Here is a 15,192-nt window from a genome sequence, read left to right on the forward strand (position 1 = left end):
GACACGAGGAGAAGGCGATGACGTTACTGGTGGTCAGCGCGCACGCGGGGGATTTCGTCTGGCGCGCGGCGGGTGCGATCGCCCTGGCCACCAGCCGGGGCCGGCGGGCCAAGGTGCTGTGCCTGAGCTTCGGCGAGCGCGGCGAGTCCGCGAAGGCCTGGCGCGAGGGCAAAACGCTGGACGAGATCAAGGAGATCCGGCGCGGAGAAGCGGAAAACGCCGCCGCGGTGCTGGGAGCCGAGATCGAGTTCCTCGACGCCGGCGACTACCCGCTGCAAGAGACCCCGGAGCTGGTCGACCGCATGGTTCGGGTCTACCGGGAGGTCAACCCGTCGGTGGTGCTGACCCATCCGCCGGCCGACCCCTACAACGGCGACCACCCCGCCGCCGCCCGAATGGCCTTGCAGGCACGGGTGCTGGCGCAGGCCATCGGCTACGACGCGCCGGGCGAGCCGCTGGGCGCGCCGCCGGTGTTCTTCTTCGAGCCGCACCAGCCGGAGCAGTGCGATTTCAAACCGAACGTGCTGCTGGACATCACCGAGGTGTTCGACACCAAACGCAAAGCCATGGAGTGCCTGCCCGCGCAGCAGCACATGTGGGACTACTACACCGATCTCGCCAAACGCCGCGGCGTGCAGGTCAAGCGCAACGCCGGCCCGAACCTCGGGCTGCCGCACCACACCATGGGCGAGGCCTACATGCGCCTCTACCCGCAGGTGACCGGGGAACTCGCATGAGGACGGTCATCGTCACCGACCCGCCCCGCGCCCCCATCCAGAAGGTCGACGCACTCGCCGAGTTCGGTGTGGCGACCGTGCACGAGGCCTTGGGGCGCACCGGTTTGCTCGGCCCGGAGCTGCGCCCGATCCAGGACGGCGCCCGGGTCGGCGGCACCGCTGTCACGGTCTTGTGCTGGCCGGGCGACAACCTGATGATCCACGCCGCTGTCGAACAGTGCCGGCCCGGCGACCTCCTCGTCGTCACCACCACGTCCCCCTGCCTCGACGGCCTGTTCGGCGAACTGTTCGCCACCGCCCTGCAGTTCCGGGGCGTGCGCGGGCTGGTCACCACCACCGGCGTAAGGGACGTGACCGACCTGCGCGCGATGAACTTTCCGGTGTGGTCGGCCTCCGTGTCGGCGCAGGGCACCGTCAAAGCCACCGCGGGCGCGGTCAACGTGCCCATCGTCGTGGGCGGGCAGCTGATCCGCCCCGGCGACGCGGTCCTCGCCGACGACGACGGCGCCATGGTCGTGCCCCGCGCCGACCTCGACCGCGCCCTCGACCAGTCCCGCGCCCGCGCGGAGAAGGAAGAAGCCACGCGGAAGGCCTTCCGCGACGGCGAACTCGGCCTCGACCGCTACGGCCTGCGCAGCAAGCTCACCGACCTGGGCGTCACCTACGTCCCCTACCAGAACGGATGACCCGCATGACCGCGAAGAACCTGCAGGAAGTGCTCGACCAGGCCGGAAACACGGTCCAGCTGCTGCGCGACTCCCAGATCGGCGCCTACATCTACCCCGTCGTGCCCAGCGAGTTCACCAACTTCCGCCGCGAGGTCACCGCCTGGCGGGAGACCGCGGTGCTGTTCGACCAGAGCCACCACATGGTCAACCTCTTCCTCTCCGGCCCGGATGCGCTCAAGCTCATCTCCGACACCGGCATCAACAGCGTCGCCAAGTTCGGAGTCAACACCGCCAAGCAGTTCGTGCCGGTCTCCCCCGAGGGCGGCGTGATCGGCGACGGCATCCTGTTCCACCTCGCCGAGGAGGAGTTCGTCTTCGTCGGCCGCGCGCCCGTCGCGAACTGGCTCACCTACCAGGCCACCCGCGGCTACGACGTGGACGTGCGCCTGGACCAGCGCTCCCCCTCCCGCCCCTACGGCAAGCCCGTCAGCCGCGACCTGTGGCGCTTCCAGATCCAGGGCCCGCGCGCCTGGGACGTCATCGAGAAGGTCAACGGCGGCCCGGTGGAGCAGGTCAAGTTCTTCCGCATGGGCTACCTGACCATCGCCGGCGAACGTGTCCGCACCCTGCGCCACGGCATGGCAGGCGCGCCCGGACTGGAGATCTGGGGCCCCTACGAGACCTACGACAAGATCCGCGACGCCATCCTGGAAGCCGGCCGCGAGTTCGGCCTCGAACCCTGCGGCGCCCGCGCCTACTCGTGCAACACCCTGGAATCCGGCTGGATCCCCTCGCCCCTGCCCGCCGTGTATACGAGCGAGGAGCTGCGGGCGTACCGGGAATGGCTGCCCGCCGAGAGCTACGAGGCCACCAACGCGCTCGCCGGCAGCTTCGTCTCCGACGACATCCGCGACTACTACCTCAACCCCTGGGAGCTCGGCTACGGCTCGTTCGTGAAGTTCGACCACGACTTCATCGGCCGCGACGCGCTGGCCGCCATCGACCCGGAAACCCAGCGCCGCAAGGTGACCCTCGCCTGGAACGCCGAGGACGTCGGCAAGCTGCTGGCCAACCCGGTCGCCAAGGACGGGCCCGTCTACCAGTTCTTCGACCTGCCCAACGCCAACTACGGATCGTCCAACTTCGACTCCGTCACCGACGCGGACGGCAACCTCGTGGGCCTGTCCCTGTTCACCGGCTACAGCGCCAACGAACGCACCGCACTCTCCCTGGCGACGGTCAACCCGGACGTCCCGCTGGGCGCCGAGGTCACCGTCGTCTGGGGCGAGCCCGGCGGCGGCAGCCGCAAGACCACGGTCCAGCCGCACGAGCAGTTCGCCGTCCGCGCGATCGTCAGCCCCGCCCCGTACTCGGCGATGGCGCGGGAGTCCTACCAGCCGGGCTGGCGCACCGCCGTGACCGTCTGACCCCGAGCAGGCCGGTCGCCACCCGACGGGGGTGGCGACCGGTCATCCATCACGCGAAGCCGACCGCGGCGACCATCACCGGGATCAGCAGCATGATCAGGATCGCGCCGACGACGTCGAAGGCCGCGCCGGACCGGATCATCTTGGTGATCGGCACCGCGCCGGAGCCGTAGACGATCGCGTTCTGCGGCGTGGAGACCGGCAGCATGAACCCGAACGACGCGGCGAAGGTCGCGGCCAGCGCCGGCGTGAACGGGTCCACCCCGGCGGCGATCGCGATCGGGATGACGATCGGCACCACCACCGCCGCCGACGCGGTATTGGAGGTCGTCTCCGACACCAGGATCGCCAGCAGCACCGCGAAGAGCGTCAGCGCGATCCCGCTGCCGATGCCGAGCGCCCCGGCCAGCCCGGTGCCCACGCGCTCCGCGAGCCCGGTGTCCGCCAGCAGCGAGCCGAAGATGATGCCGCTGCCGAACAGCAGGATGGTGCCCCAGTCGATGCGGGCGGCCTCGGACCAGGTGAGGGTGAACCGGCGCTCCCGCCAGTTCGTCGGCAGCACGAACAGCAGCGCCGCGCCGAGGACGGCGACGATGCCCTCGTCGAGCCGGTCGCTGACCAGTTCGTAGGCGCGGGAGTCGTTGCCCGCCACCAGTGCCACGATGCCCGGCGTCACCCACAGCACCACGGTGATGCTGAAGGCGATCAGGGTGTTGCGCTCGGCGACCGAGAACCGGCCCAGCTTCGCCCGCTCACCGGCCACGTACTCCTCGACGCCGGTGAGCTTCTTGATCTCCGGGCGGTTGAGCAGGATCAGCAGCACGATCAGGACGACGAACATCGCCACGCAGGCGGGCAGCGCCATCGTGGTCCACTGCAGGAACGAGATCCGCTCGCCGGTGGCCTCCTCGATCAGGCCGCGCCCGATCAGGTTGGGCGGCGAGCCGATCGGTGTGAGCAGACCACCGACGCTGGCGCCGTAGGCGAGGACGAGCATCAGCGCGATGCCCACCCGCAGCCGCAGCGGGTCGAACCGCTCCCCCTCCGGCATGCGGCCGCGGATCAGCTCGGCGATGACGGTCAGCAGGCCCACCGCCGTGGGCAGCAGCATCGCGACGGTCGCGGTGTTGGAGATGAACGCCGAGATCACGCACGTGACGAACCCGAGCGCGGCGATGACGCGCCAGGTGCTGCGGCCGACGCCGGGGACGGAGAGGATGAAGAAGGCGAACCGGCGGGCCAGACCGTGCCGCAGCATCGCCTGCGCCAGGATGAACGCCCCGATGAAGACGAACACCGTGGACGAGCCGAACGGCTCCAGCACGTCGTCGGCGGGCAGCACGCCGAGCACCACGATGGCGGCGACCCCGATCAGGCCGCCGATCGGGATCGGCACCGGTTCGCACACCCACAGCACCACCACGCCGAGCAGGACCGCCGCCAGGGTCTGCTGGCTGGAGTCCAGCGTGGTGGGCACGAACAGGAAGACGATGGTCACGAGCGGGGCGAGCACGAAGCCGACGGTCCGCCGGGCCCGCTCGAACCGCTCCTCCGCCGGGGACAGCTTCTGCTCGGCGAGGCCGCGGTAGGTGCCGCCGGTCAGCAGGGCCGAGGTCACGCTCTCCGTACGTTCTCTGGTGCGTTCCTCACTTGTGGACATGAAAGGGACGATAGCGACGAACGTGACCCACGTCACTCTTTCGTGTCCGGTTTCCGCCGGGCGCCGGCTGCGGGCGCCGGGGCAGGTCAGCGTGCCCGGGGTCCCATGAGCAGCATGACGACCTCGGTCGCCACGTCCACCGTGCCCGCCAGGTTCCCGCCCTCTTCCAGGGTGATCGCGATCAGCTCGCGCAGCCCGCCGAACAGGGTGATCGCCAGCTCCCGCGACGGCGGCACCACACCGGCCGCCCGCAGTTCCGGCGTGTCCGCCAGCGTGCGCATCAACGTCACGAACGAGTCCATCGTCTCGCGGGACAGCGCGCGGCCGGCCTCGCCCAGCGAGGGCGCCGCCCGCATCCAGCTCAGGCACAGCGCGGGATCGCTCTCCATCGACGCGATCAGCGCCTCCACCGCCTGGCGCGCCTGCGCCTGCCAGGGCGCGTCCCGCTCGACCGCGGCCGCGATGTCCCGGATCATCCGCGCGTTGGTCTGCCGCAGCAGCTCGACGAAGCACTCCTGCTTGCTCGCGAACTGCTCGTAGAAGGTGCGCTTCGACGTGCGGGCGTGGTTGACCACGTCGGCGATCGTGACGTCGTGGTAGTCCCGTTCGCGCAGGGCGGCGGCCATGCCCTGCAGCAGCCGGTCGCGGAACCCGGTGCCCGCCACGTCGACGTCCGTCACGCCGCCAACCTAACCCAGCCGCTTGACCGGGCGGCACGTCCGGCTCTACCGTGCCTGGTACCCGGCAGTACCACGGTGGAGGTGGATGTCGTGATGACCCGGCTGCAGGACGGCGTGAAACCGGTGGTGCGCTGGGGCATCGGCCACGCGCTGCCGCGCACGGTCCTGCGTGCCGCGGCCCGGCGCGGCGACCTGCAGGCGCGGCTCGTGGCCGAGGCCGCGGTCTCCCCCACCGCCGCGTTGTCCGGCCTGTTCGACGAGATCCGCGGCCACGGCCCGCTCTACAAAGGCTCGTTCGCGTACGTCACGACCAGCCACGCAACGGTGCGGGAAGTGCTGACCAGCAACGACTTCCGCGCCGGCGTGGGCGCCGGGTCGGACGGGGTGCTGGCGCGGCTGAGCGAGTGGTCGGCGTCGGACAGGCTGCACCCGATCGCGCCGCCGTCGCTGCTGGCGACCGAGCCGCCGGACCACACCCGCTACCGCAAGCTCGTGACCCGCGTGTTCACCGTCCGCGCCGTGGAGAAGCTGCGCTCCCGCACCGAAGAGATCGCCCGCGAGCTGCTGGACGCGCTCGACCCGGACCGGCCCGTCGACCTCGTCGAGGCCTACTGCGCGCTGCTGCCGGTGACCGTGATCGCCGAGATCCTCGGGGTGCCGCCGGAGCAGCGGCAGCGGGTGCTGGAGCTGGGCACCGCCGCGGCGCCGAGCCTGGACCTCGGGCTGCCGTGGCGGGAGTTCCGCGCGGTCGAGTCGGCGCTGGCCGACTTCGACGCCTGGCTCGGCGACCACCTGGAGCGCCTGCGTGCCGACCCCGGCGACGACCTGCTCAGCCAGCTGGTCGCGGCGCGCGAGGACGGGGTCGGGCTGACCGATCTGGAGCTGCGGGCGACCGCCGGGCTGGTGCTCGCCGCGGGCTTCGAGACGACGGTGAACCTGCTCGGCAACGGGATCACCCTGCTGCACGACCACCCCGACCAGCTCGCCGCGGTGCGTGCGGAGCCGTCGCTGTGGCCGAACGCGGTCGACGAGATCCTGCGCGTCGACCCGCCGGTGCTGCTCACCGGGCGCACCTGCGTGCGTGACACCGAGGTCGGCGGTGTGCGGGTGCGCGGGGGTTCGGTGGTGACGACGATCCTGGCCGGCGCCAACCGCGACCCGGAGGTCTTCGAGGCCCCCGCGAGGTTCGACGTCCGCCGCGAAAACGCCCGCGAGCACATCTCGTTCTCGGCGGGCAGGCACTACTGCCTGGGCGCCGCGCTGGCCCGCATGGAGGGCGAGGTCGGTCTGCGGACGCTGTTCGACCGCTTCCCGGAGCTGCGCCTCACGCCCGGCGCGACCCGCCGGAGCACCCGCATCCTGCGGGGCTTCGAACACTTGCCGGCGCGGCTGCGCTGAGCCGGGTCACGGGGACACCGCCACGCCGAGGTAGTCCGCGCCGAGGGACTTCGGCGCGCCCTTCTCGTAGAACCGGTCGAGTTCGCGGATGACGAACCCGGCCTCGGTGACCACGTCGGCGATCTGGCGTGTCAGGCGGCAGCCGCCGAACACGCGCCCCTGCAGGGGGTCCAGGCGGTGCTGCCAGCGCTGAACCTTGCCGTCCTCGGCCAGACCGTGGTCGAGGAAGTGCAACGTGCCACCGGGTTTCAGCACCCGCCGGACCTCCTTGAGCGCCGCCACCACGTCCGGGATCGTGCACAGCGTGTAGGTCGACAGGGCGGTGTCGCAGGTGTTGTCCGGCAGCGGTACGGACTGCCCGTCCAGGCCGGACCGCTCGACCGGGACGGACGAGGCGGCGACGCGCTCGGCGGCCAGCTTCCAGGCCACGTCGGAGGGTTCGATCGCGTGCACGGCGGTGACCGCGGCCGGGTAGAACGGGACGTTGTGGCCGGAGCCGAAGCCGATTTCCAGGACCCGCCCGTGCAGGCCGGCGCACGCGCGCGCCCGGTAGGGGCCTGCCACTTCCATGCCGCACAGCACGTTGATCAGCCGCGGCAGGACCTGCTGCTGGTAGATGCCCACGCCTGCACGGTGCCCCCACCGGGCGGCCGGCGGTAGTGCCGAAAGACCCGCACCGGCCAGTTCACCTCGCCAGACCAGTGTGCGGCCCGTGCGCACCCGGATAGGTCCGAAGTGGACGAGCACGACCGGCGCGGGCCCATGCCGGGTGCCGTGGCGGCGCCCCTTCGGTCGCACTGTCAGCGAAGCACGACCGAGCCGTTGTAGAGGGCGGCCCCTCGCGCGTCCTGCACCCGCACCCACGCCTCACCCGTGTCGGGATACACCGGCTTCGCGCCGTCGGGCAGCCAGACCGCGAACGTCCCGTTCACGACCGGCACCGTGACGGCCTCCCCGGTGCCGAAGTCGGCGACCATGCTCGTGGCCGACCGGGGCGCGAGGCCGACGAACGGCACCTTCCCGGCCTGCGCGGGCACCGACAGCCTGCGGACCGGGATCGACGTGCCGAGGAACGTGTCGAGGTGCAGTGACGATCCGGTGGGCCCGGTCACGCACGCGATCATGTGCGCGGCGCTGCGCCCGAGCACCACGCGGTACGGCCCGTGCTCCAGCAGGCCGCCGGGCTGGTAGCCGTCGGCGTCGGCGGGCGGTGCGGGCAGCGCGGCCAGGCATTCGTCGAGCGCGCGGCCGGCGGGCGAGGTCCGGTCACCGGGCCGGTCGACGACGCTGACCAGCGGCGCCGGGGCCGGCGGCAGCTCGACCCGCGGCCCGGGGCGGGTCTTCTGGCCCTGGACGGACATCCCGGCCCACAGGGTCGTGGTCGCCGGGTCGGTCGCGGTGAAGGCGGTGAACGCGCCGGTCCCCGGCATGACCGGCTCGACGGTGATGCCGAGGCCATCGGGCAGGGACAGCTCGATGGCCGGCCACGAAGGATCGGCGACCCCGGCAGCCAGTCCCGTCCCGGTGTAGAGCAACAGCCCGGCGCGGCTGCCCGCGGCGTAGGCCGGCTCGGCGGCCGGATCGGACACGGTGACCGTGGTCGCCGTGGTCTCGCAGAACACCGGCCTGCCGCCGGCGAGGTAGGAGGTGACGACGTCGTCGCCGAGCACGTGGCTGCCGGTGGCGCGCCACACCTCCCGCGGCGGGACCTGCCCGGTCTTGCCCGCGGACTCGATCGCGGCCCAGCACCGGTCGTCCACACCGCCGGAACCGGCGGGAACCGGCGCGGACGAGCGGAAGAACTGGGCGCCGACCAGCACCCCGGCGACGAGCACGATCACGGCGGCGCCGGCCACGAGGGCGCGGCCGCGGTGGGGGGCGATCCCGGCTTGCACGGTCGCGCGCATCCGTTCGCGGACCTCGGGCGGCAGTTCGCGGCGCGGCGGCAGGGTGTGGCTCATTTCTCCTCCAGCAGGGCACGGAGCCGGGCGCGGGCGCGCGACAGGTGTGCGCGCACGGTCACCTCGGCGACCTCGAGCAGGGCGGCGGCGTCGGCGATCGGCAGCTCGCCGAGCAGGCACAGCTCGACGACCTGCCGTTGCGCCGCGGGCAGGGCGCGGACGGCGTCGACGATCCGCTGCAGACGCGCCTCGGCGTCGATGCGGTCGGCGACGCCGTCGGCGTGGTCGGACACCGCGGCGGGAGCGGGCATCCGGCGCAGCAGCCGCAGCCGCCGCGCCCGGCCCCGGTGCTCGTCGCGCGCGAGGTTGCCCGCGACGGTGAACAGCCAGGGCAGCGCGCTGTCGCGCACCAATGTGACGTCGCCGCGTCTGCGCCACGCGGCCAGGAAAGTCCCGGAGGTGAGGTCCTCCGCGCTGGCCCAGGAGCCGGTCAGCCGGTAGGCGTGGTTCCACACCGCCTGCGCGTGGCGTTCGAAGAGCGCCGTGAAGGCCTCGCGGTCACCCCGCGCGGCCCGCGCCCACAGATCGGCGTCGCCCGGCTCCACCGGTGCCCCCAGTCCGGTCAGTTGCATGGTCACACCGGACAGTGGCCGGCACCGCGCCTGGTGTTGTCACCCCGCCTGATGTTGTCACAGCGTCCAGAGCGACGCGCCGAGGTCGAGCACGACCCTGGCCGGGATCTCGCCGGCCCGCAGTTCGGCGAGGCACGTCTCGGCCACCACGCACGTCCGCCCGGCGGCGTGCAGCGTGAACACGTCGGCCGTGTCGCGGCGGGTCCCGGCGATCGAGCCGGTCACCGCGTCGAACAGCGGCACCGTCAGTGCGCCGCGGGCGGGCAGCGCGACGCGCCCACCCGGCGGGCCAGGTCCGAGCCCGCCGACGCCGAACACCGCGACCAGCTCCCCCGAGGCAAGCCGGGACACCTTGACCGCCCGGAACGCGGTCGTCCCGGCGCACGTCAGCGCGGCGGCGTCCACAGCGGACTGTTCATCCGGGACGCTCGCAGTGCCCGCACGCCGAGCCGAGCCAGCTGATCGCCACGCGCTCCCCAGGCCGGTGCAGCGAGGCGACGGGCCCCAGCGCCTCCACCACCCCGACGCCCTCGTGCCCGGGTATCGACGACGGGCTCGGCCGCAGCGGCCAGTCGCCCTGGAGGAGGTGGACGTCGGTGTGGCACAAGGCGCTGGCGAGCATCCGGACCAGCACCTGGCCCGGTCCGGGCTCCGGCACCGGGCGGTCCCGGATCTCCAGCTTGGCGCCGGTCTCGGACACGACAGCCGCTTTCATCACGGTCCTCCCCTGGCCGGCAGCGCTGTCAGTACCGCAGGTGCGCGGGCTGGTGGGTCACTTCCTCGATGTCGCCCGCGGCCGCGTCGAGCAGCCGGTGCGCCAGATCGCTGAGCGCCCGCGCGGTGGCCAGCTCGTCGCCGATCTCGGGCACGTTGGTGTCGGCCGGGTTGAGGCGGGCCGTCCCGATCCCGACCAGGTTGGTCCGCTCGCCGGTGCGCAGCCGCGCCGTGGCGCGGGTGCGCGTCTCGTGCTCGTCGATCACGATGTCGACGCGCCAGTTCTTGTCCCGCATGGCAGCCTCCCGGTGGTCTCCGGCTTCCACGCTGCTCCGGCCGGCGGGGCGCAGGAAGGGCCGGAAGTCACCGCGTGCGTCAGCGGATCCGGCGCACGTCCAGAGGTGTCTCCACCGCGCCGCCGTCCGGGCCGCGCTCCACCCGGTACGCCCCGGCGCGGTCCCGCTCGGCGAGCGCCTCGGCCAGTTCGCCGCCGCGGTAGAGCAGCCCGGCCCCGTCGTCGGTCGCGTAGCCGGGCGGCAGCGTGCCGTCCGCCACCAGCGACTGGAACAGCGGCCGCCGGGCGGGTTCGCTGTCGTGGTGGACGCCGTTGGACCACGGGAGCAGGCCGAGCCCGTTGGTCACCGGCCGCAGCTCGGGGCCGAACGAGTCGGTCGTGCCCCCGGTGTGCCAGCAGATGGAGCCCGCGGACACGCCGGTGAGAACGACCCCGGCCTGCCAGGCGTCGCGCATCACCGCGTCCAGGCCGTGCAACCGCCACAGCGCCAGCAGCCCGGCGACGCTGCCGCCCCACACCCAGATCACGTCCTGGGACAGCAGGTGCCCGGCGAGGTCGGCGATGTTCGGCATCGGCAGCAGCGCCACGTGACTGCCCGCCCACCCCTCGCGCCACGCGTTCTCGTAGAAAGTGGCGGTCAGGCGGCGGTCGTCGCCGCAGGCGGTGCCCAGGAAGCACACCCGAGGCGCGCGGCCGGTGACGCCGGCGAGCTCGACCGCGTAGCGCGTCAGGGGGCCGACCTCCCAGTCCAGTCGCGCCGAGGCCCGGACGCCGCCGGAGGTGGCCAGGATCGTCGGTTCGTCGGCTGCCATGGCGTGATCCTACGGACTGGCGTCGCTTGCATGCATTGTATACAGTGCATGCCGTGGAGACGACGTACGACCGCGTGCGGGAGCTGATCGTCGGCGGAGCCTTCCCGCCCGGGCAGCGCCTCACCGAACTCGACCTGTCGCAGCGGCTCGACGTGAGCCGCACGCCGGTGCGGGAGGCGTTGCGGCGCCTGGAAAGCGACGGCCTGGTCGAGAGCGGGCAGCGGGGTGTCACCGTGATCCGGCTGAGCGATGCGGAACTACGCGAGGCCTACCTCGTCCGCGCCTCCCTGGAAGCGCTTACCGCCGAACTGGCCGCCCAGCGGCAGCAGGCGGGGGAGATCGCGCCCGCCGCGCTGGCCCGGCTGACCGGTCACGCCGACGACGCCGACCGCGCCACCCGGGCCGGCGACCTGATCGCCGGTGTGCGGCACAACCGCGAGTTCCACCGGCACGTCGCCGTCCTCGCCGGGAACTCCCTCGCACTCGGTTTCCTCGACCGCGTGTGGGACCGGATCCTCGTGTCCACACGGGACTCCCTGTCCGCCCCCAGCCGCACCGGCCAGGTCGACGACGAGCATCGCCGGCTCGTCGGGGCCATCACCGCCGGGGATGGGCCGTCAGCCGCGGCCCTGGCCCGCGACCACGTCCTGAGCACCCTGTCCGCACTACCCGGAGGAACATCCCGATGAGCAAGGAACACGGCTACGAGGTCACGGTCAGCTGGAACGGCTCCACCGACGGGGGTTACCGCGCCTACGACCGCGGGCACGACGTCACCGCCGAGGGCAAGGCGCCCATCGCGGCGACCGCCGACCCGGCCTTCCTCGGCGACCCGGCCCGCTGGAACCCCGAGGAGCTGCTGGTGGCGTCGCTGTCGCAGTGCCATCTGCTGACCTACCTCGCGTTGTGCGCCCGGCACGGCATCACGGTCACCGGCTACCGGGACACCGCGACCGGCCGCATGGCCGAAACCGCCGGCGGCGGCGGGCACTTCACCGAGGTGACACTGCACCCGGAGGTCACGATCACCGACGCGAGCGCGGCGGACAAGGCCGCCGAGCTGCACCACCGGGCGCACGAACTGTGCTTCATCGCGAACTCGGTGAACTTCCCGGTCCACCACGCCCCGCTGATCCACGTCGCCTGATCGCGGAGATCACGGAAATCCGGAGTGGACTAACCGAGCGCGGCCACGATCGCCGCGCCGAGGTCGGCCGGCCTGCTGAACTGGGGCCAGTGCCCGGTCGGCAGGTCGACCAGATCCACGTTGCCCATCGCCGCGAGCTCGGCCACATACGGGTGCTGCGCGGCGATCAGCTCACGCACCTGGGCGGCGGGCATCGACGTGCAGATCACTGTTGCCGGGATGGCGCGGCGGCGCTCGTCGGACAGCTCGACCGGTTCGCGGGTCACGGCAGCCGGCTCGGGAATCGCCTCGGCGCGCATCCGCTCGCGCAGCTCGCCGGTGAGGCCGGCCAGTTCGCTGTCCTCGAACGCCGCCCAGTCCGGCAGCGGCACGTCGGCGCCTTCCGCGGGCAGGGCGTCGTTGATGGATGCGCCGCTGGACAGCGGCCCGGCGTCGACGAAGACGATGCGCGCCACGCGGTCCGGGCGGGCGTCGGCGGCGGCGTAGGCGAGGGGCCCGCCGCCGGAGTGACCGACCAGGACCACCGGCTCGTCCTCCGCGTCGATCGCGGCCACGATGGCGGCGACGTGGTCGCGCACGCCGATCCCGGAGCGGTCGGCGTCCGCTTCGAGGCCGGGCAGGGTCAAGGCGCGCACGGTGTGGCCGGCGGCGGTCAGCGGGGGTTCGACGTCGCGCCAGGACGACGCGCCGAGCCAGAAGCCGGGGACGAGGATGACGATCATCGGCAGAGCCTAGAACGTCAGGGTTGTCCCCGATACCGGTTTTACCGGGATCGCCTTACGGTCGCCGTACCGCCACGACACGGAGGCTTCCGATGAAGGCGATCGTCCAGGACCGGTACGGCTCACCCGACACGCTTTCCCTGCGGGAAACCGCCCAGCCGCGGCCCTCGTCCGGTGAGGTCCTCGTCCGCGTGCGCGCGGCCGCGGTCAACGCCTACGACTGGCACATCATGCGCGGCGATCCCTACGTCCTCCGCCTCACCGCGCGTTCCTTGCGCGGCCCGCGGTTCCGCATCCGGGGCCGGGACCTGGCCGGCGTCGTCGACGCGGTGGGGGACGGCGTCACGGGCCTGTCCCCCGGCGACGAGGTGTACGGCGACACCGGCGAGTCCGACGGCGCCTTCGCCGAGTACGTGTGCGTGCCCGCGGAACGGCTGGCGCCCAAGCCGGCGAAGCTCACCTTCGAGCAGGCCGCCGCGGTGCCGCTCGCCGGCAGCACCGCGCTCGTCGGGCTGCGCGACGCCGGGCGGTTGCGGGCGGGACAGCACGTCCTGGTCAACGGCGCGTCCGGCGGGGTGGGCACGTTCGCGGTGCAGATCGCGAAGGCGCTGGGCGCGACGGTGACCGCGGTGTGCAGCACGCGCAACGTCGAACTGGTGACCTCGCTCGGGGCGGACCACGTCGTCGACTACACGCGCGAGGACTTCGCTCGGGGCATGAACCGCTACGAGCTGGTGCTGGACCTCGTCGGGAACCGCTCGCTCGCGGACCTGCGCCGGGTCCTGACACCGGAGGGCACGCTCCTGCTCTCTGGCGGAGGCGTCTCCCGCGGCGGCAGCGTGTTCGGCCCGATGGGCCTGATCATCCGCGGACGGCTCGCGTCCCGGTTCACCCGGCAGCGGATCGCGGACTTCTCCGGCTCGTCGAACCGGGCGCTGCTCACGTCCCTGACCGAACTGATCGAGGCGGGCCGCGTGGAGCCGGTGATCGACCGGGACTTCCCGCTGGAGAAGACGGCGGAGGCGATCCGCTACCTGGAGACCGAACACGCGCGGGCGAAGGTGGTGATCACGCTCTGACGGCCGCCGGCCGCGCCGCACACCACGTCGCGCCACCACCTTTCCCCCCCGGCGGGGGTACCGCTTCCCGCGCCGCCACGTCTCGCGGCGCCGAACAGCAACGGGGACGGTCAGCCCTCGATCCAGCTCAGCGGGTCCGCCACCACCCGAGCGATCACACTGCCCGCCGCGCCGCGGAGGGCCGCGTCGGCGCCCAGTTTCGCCTGGCGCAGGGTCAGCCCGGGCGCGAGCCGCTCCACCACGCGCTGCCGGAAGGGCTCCCCGAAGGCCGCGAGCCGACCACCCAGCACGATCGTCTCCGGGGCGAGCAACGCGCGCACCCCGACGAGCGCGTCGGCCATCGCCTCGCTCGCCCGGTCCACCGCCCGCAGCGCCGCCGGGTCCGCCGCGCGCACCCGCCCCACCAGCGGCTCCTCCACCCCCAGCAGCCGGGCCACGCCCCCATCCGCCACGCCCGCCGACGCCGCCATCCCGGCGCGGCCCGCGTACAGCTCCAGGCACCCCCGCCCGCCACAGGCGCACACCTCACCACGGCGCCGCACCGGGACGTGCCCCAGGTCGCCGGCCAGTTCGGCCGCCGGGTTCAGCGGCGCGAGCCCGATCACCTCCTCGCCGCCGAGGTACCACCAGTCCCGCGCCGCCCCGGCCTGATACTCGGCCAGCGCCGCGCACGCCACCTCGCCGGCCACCAGCACGTCCAGCCCGTGCAGGTCCAGCGCCCGCAACTCCCCCGCCACCAGCGCCCGCACGTCGACCCCGCGCCACCCCAGGGGCAACGCCGTCACCAGTCCACGCGACACCAGCCCGCCGACCGCGACCCCCACCCCGGCCACCAGCCGCCCGGCCGTGGTCGCCTCGTCGAACAGCCGCCGCAGCACCGGCCGCGCCGCGCGCGCACCCTCCGCCGCACCGGCCCCGGCCACGTCGAACCGCCGCAGCTCCCGCGCGAGCGGCCGCCCCGACAGGTCCAGGATCACCCCGGCGATGTGCCCGGACCCGAACTGCAGCCCCAGCGCCACCGGCCCGTACGGATCGAGCACCAGCCGCCCCGCCGGACGGCCCGGCGCCCGGCCCGGCTCCGGCCCGAGGTCCCGCACCAGCTCGGCCCCGGTCAGCTCCGCCACCAGGCTGGACACCGTCGCCTTCGTCAGCCCCGTCCGCTGCGCCAGCTCGACCCGCGACACCGGCGCGTCCCTGGCGATCAGCTCCATGACCAGCGCGACGTTGTGCCGCCGCATCGCCTGCGCGCCCATCGCCTCCACATTCGTCAGTTTAGTGAATTGACGAACTCTGGCCAGCACCGCGGCCGCCCGGATAGAC

General features: G+C 73.0%; 18 protein-coding genes. 7 read left to right on the plus strand and 11 right to left on the minus strand.

Translation table 11 applies throughout. The features are described from left to right. Nucleotides 1-17 precede the first annotated feature (17 nt). From ACCP09_RS15280 to ligM, 3 genes are read left to right on the plus strand one after another with little or no spacing between them, the layout of a single operon-like run. Nucleotides 18-737: a PIG-L deacetylase family protein gene (locus ACCP09_RS15280; protein WP_433747163.1), complete on the plus strand. Its 720-nt coding sequence runs from the start codon at nucleotides 18-20 to the stop codon at nucleotides 735-737. After that, the gene (locus ACCP09_RS15285; RefSeq protein WP_433747166.1) at nucleotides 734-1,423 is read left to right on the plus strand and encodes a 4-carboxy-4-hydroxy-2-oxoadipate aldolase/oxaloacetate decarboxylase; all 690 of its coding nucleotides are present in this window, start codon (nucleotides 734-736) and stop codon (nucleotides 1,421-1,423) included. The genes ACCP09_RS15280 and ACCP09_RS15285 overlap by 4 nt, the downstream gene beginning before the upstream one ends. A 5-nt stretch (nucleotides 1,424-1,428) precedes the next feature. Further along, complete coding sequence (gene ligM, locus ACCP09_RS15290; RefSeq protein WP_378364900.1) at nucleotides 1,429-2,832, plus strand: vanillate/3-O-methylgallate O-demethylase; 1,404 nt, start codon at nucleotides 1,429-1,431, stop codon at nucleotides 2,830-2,832. Nucleotides 2,833-2,881: 49 nt separating this feature from the next. Here the strand turns inward: ligM and ACCP09_RS15295 are convergent, their stop codons facing one another. Both ACCP09_RS15295 and ACCP09_RS15300 read right to left on the minus strand, forming a co-directional pair. Then, nucleotides 2,882-4,492, minus strand: a complete 1,611-nt coding sequence (locus ACCP09_RS15295; RefSeq protein ID WP_433747170.1) for an SLC13 family permease — start codon at nucleotides 4,490-4,492, stop codon at nucleotides 2,882-2,884. A gap of 86 nt (nucleotides 4,493-4,578) precedes the next feature. Further along, nucleotides 4,579-5,172, minus strand: a complete 594-nt coding sequence (locus tag ACCP09_RS15300; RefSeq protein ID WP_027930513.1) for a TetR/AcrR family transcriptional regulator — start codon at nucleotides 5,170-5,172, stop codon at nucleotides 4,579-4,581. Nucleotides 5,173-5,265: 93 nt separating this feature from the next. Between ACCP09_RS15300 and ACCP09_RS15305 the strand changes: the two genes are divergently transcribed. Further along, nucleotides 5,266-6,570 (plus strand): cytochrome P450, encoded by a 1,305-nt coding sequence (locus tag ACCP09_RS15305; RefSeq protein WP_433747173.1) that lies wholly within the window; start codon nucleotides 5,266-5,268, stop codon nucleotides 6,568-6,570. A 6-nt stretch (nucleotides 6,571-6,576) separates the two neighbouring features. Here the strand turns inward: ACCP09_RS15305 and ACCP09_RS15310 are convergent, their stop codons facing one another. From ACCP09_RS15310 to ACCP09_RS15340, 7 genes are all read right to left on the minus strand, one after another. After that, nucleotides 6,577-7,194, minus strand: coding sequence for a class I SAM-dependent methyltransferase (locus ACCP09_RS15310; RefSeq protein WP_433747176.1), 618 nt, complete (start codon nucleotides 7,192-7,194; stop codon nucleotides 6,577-6,579). A 176-nt stretch (nucleotides 7,195-7,370) separates the two neighbouring features. Further along, on the minus strand, nucleotides 7,371-8,531 hold the full coding sequence (locus ACCP09_RS15315) for a hypothetical protein (RefSeq protein ID WP_433747179.1): 1,161 nt from the start codon (nucleotides 8,529-8,531) through the stop codon (nucleotides 7,371-7,373). Next, nucleotides 8,528-9,103, minus strand: a complete 576-nt coding sequence (locus ACCP09_RS15320; RefSeq protein ID WP_123682507.1) for an RNA polymerase sigma factor — start codon at nucleotides 9,101-9,103, stop codon at nucleotides 8,528-8,530. Before ACCP09_RS15320 ends, ACCP09_RS15315 begins: the two co-directional genes overlap by 4 nt. 57 nt (nucleotides 9,104-9,160) lie before the next feature. Beyond that, nucleotides 9,161-9,508, minus strand: coding sequence for a hypothetical protein (locus tag ACCP09_RS15325; protein WP_433747182.1), 348 nt, complete (start codon nucleotides 9,506-9,508; stop codon nucleotides 9,161-9,163). Nucleotides 9,509-9,518: 10 nt separating this feature from the next. Then, nucleotides 9,519-9,818 (minus strand): alcohol dehydrogenase catalytic domain-containing protein, encoded by a 300-nt coding sequence (locus tag ACCP09_RS15330; RefSeq protein WP_027930519.1) that lies wholly within the window; start codon nucleotides 9,816-9,818, stop codon nucleotides 9,519-9,521. A 28-nt stretch (nucleotides 9,819-9,846) separates the two neighbouring features. Continuing rightward, nucleotides 9,847-10,113 carry a DUF1876 domain-containing protein gene (locus ACCP09_RS15335; RefSeq protein WP_027930520.1) on the minus strand — a complete coding sequence of 89 codons (267 nt, stop codon included), beginning with the start codon at nucleotides 10,111-10,113 and terminating at the stop codon, nucleotides 9,847-9,849. Between the two features lie 79 nt (nucleotides 10,114-10,192). Next, entirely contained in the window at nucleotides 10,193-10,924 is a 732-nt protein-coding gene (locus ACCP09_RS15340; RefSeq protein WP_400984147.1) for a Type 1 glutamine amidotransferase-like domain-containing protein, read from the minus strand. Nucleotides 10,925-10,977: 53 nt separating this feature from the next. Between ACCP09_RS15340 and ACCP09_RS15345 the strand changes: the two genes are divergently transcribed. Continuing rightward, entirely contained in the window at nucleotides 10,978-11,613 is a 636-nt protein-coding gene (locus ACCP09_RS15345; RefSeq protein WP_027930522.1) for a GntR family transcriptional regulator, read from the plus strand. After that, nucleotides 11,610-12,071 carry an OsmC family protein gene (locus ACCP09_RS15350; RefSeq protein ID WP_433747188.1) on the plus strand — a complete coding sequence of 154 codons (462 nt, stop codon included), beginning with the start codon at nucleotides 11,610-11,612 and terminating at the stop codon, nucleotides 12,069-12,071. Before ACCP09_RS15345 ends, ACCP09_RS15350 begins: the two co-directional genes overlap by 4 nt. Nucleotides 12,072-12,100: 29 nt before the next feature. Here the strand turns inward: ACCP09_RS15350 and ACCP09_RS15355 are convergent, their stop codons facing one another. After that, nucleotides 12,101-12,793: an alpha/beta fold hydrolase gene (locus ACCP09_RS15355; protein WP_433747191.1), complete on the minus strand. Its 693-nt coding sequence runs from the start codon at nucleotides 12,791-12,793 to the stop codon at nucleotides 12,101-12,103. A gap of 92 nt (nucleotides 12,794-12,885) precedes the next feature. Between ACCP09_RS15355 and ACCP09_RS15360 the strand changes: the two genes are divergently transcribed. Further along, the gene (locus tag ACCP09_RS15360) at nucleotides 12,886-13,872 is read left to right on the plus strand and encodes an NAD(P)-dependent alcohol dehydrogenase (protein WP_433747194.1); all 987 of its coding nucleotides are present in this window, start codon (nucleotides 12,886-12,888) and stop codon (nucleotides 13,870-13,872) included. Between the two features lie 110 nt (nucleotides 13,873-13,982). Here the strand turns inward: ACCP09_RS15360 and ACCP09_RS15365 are convergent, their stop codons facing one another. Next, a complete protein-coding gene (locus tag ACCP09_RS15365; protein WP_433747298.1) occupies nucleotides 13,983-15,125 on the minus strand; it encodes an ROK family transcriptional regulator in 1,143 nt (380 codons plus the stop codon). Nucleotides 15,126-15,192: the final 67 nt, after the last annotated feature.

The sequence above is a fragment of the Amycolatopsis sp. 3B14 genome (assembly GCF_050958625.1).
Lineage (GTDB): Bacteria > Actinomycetota > Actinomycetes > Mycobacteriales > Pseudonocardiaceae > Amycolatopsis_E > Amycolatopsis_E thermoflava.

Excerpts from the sequence above, each read along its gene's own strand:
- ACCP09_RS15280 (WP_433747163.1), top strand. The coding sequence starts at position 18 with ATGACGTTACTGGTGGTCAGCGCGCACGCGGGGGATTTCGTCTGGCGC.
- ACCP09_RS15285 (WP_433747166.1), top strand. The coding sequence starts at position 734 with ATGAGGACGGTCATCGTCACCGACCCGCCCCGCGCCCCCATCCAGAAG.
- ligM (WP_378364900.1), top strand. The coding sequence starts at position 1,429 with ATGACCGCGAAGAACCTGCAGGAAGTGCTCGACCAGGCCGGAAACACG.
- ACCP09_RS15295 (WP_433747170.1), bottom strand. The coding sequence starts at position 4,492 with ATGTCCACAAGTGAGGAACGCACCAGAGAACGTACGGAGAGCGTGACC.
- ACCP09_RS15305 (WP_433747173.1), top strand. The coding sequence starts at position 5,266 with ATGACCCGGCTGCAGGACGGCGTGAAACCGGTGGTGCGCTGGGGCATC.
- ACCP09_RS15315 (WP_433747179.1), bottom strand. The coding sequence starts at position 8,531 with ATGAGCCACACCCTGCCGCCGCGCCGCGAACTGCCGCCCGAGGTCCGC.
- ACCP09_RS15320 (WP_123682507.1), bottom strand. The coding sequence starts at position 9,103 with ATGCAACTGACCGGACTGGGGGCACCGGTGGAGCCGGGCGACGCCGAT.
- ACCP09_RS15330 (WP_027930519.1), bottom strand. The coding sequence starts at position 9,818 with ATGAAAGCGGCTGTCGTGTCCGAGACCGGCGCCAAGCTGGAGATCCGG.
- ACCP09_RS15335 (WP_027930520.1), bottom strand. The coding sequence starts at position 10,113 with ATGCGGGACAAGAACTGGCGCGTCGACATCGTGATCGACGAGCACGAG.
- ACCP09_RS15340 (WP_400984147.1), bottom strand. The coding sequence starts at position 10,924 with ATGGCAGCCGACGAACCGACGATCCTGGCCACCTCCGGCGGCGTCCGG.
- ACCP09_RS15350 (WP_433747188.1), top strand. The coding sequence starts at position 11,610 with ATGAGCAAGGAACACGGCTACGAGGTCACGGTCAGCTGGAACGGCTCC.
- ACCP09_RS15355 (WP_433747191.1), bottom strand. The coding sequence starts at position 12,793 with ATGATCGTCATCCTCGTCCCCGGCTTCTGGCTCGGCGCGTCGTCCTGG.
- ACCP09_RS15360 (WP_433747194.1), top strand. The coding sequence starts at position 12,886 with ATGAAGGCGATCGTCCAGGACCGGTACGGCTCACCCGACACGCTTTCC.
- ACCP09_RS15365 (WP_433747298.1), bottom strand. The coding sequence starts at position 15,125 with ATGGGCGCGCAGGCGATGCGGCGGCACAACGTCGCGCTGGTCATGGAG.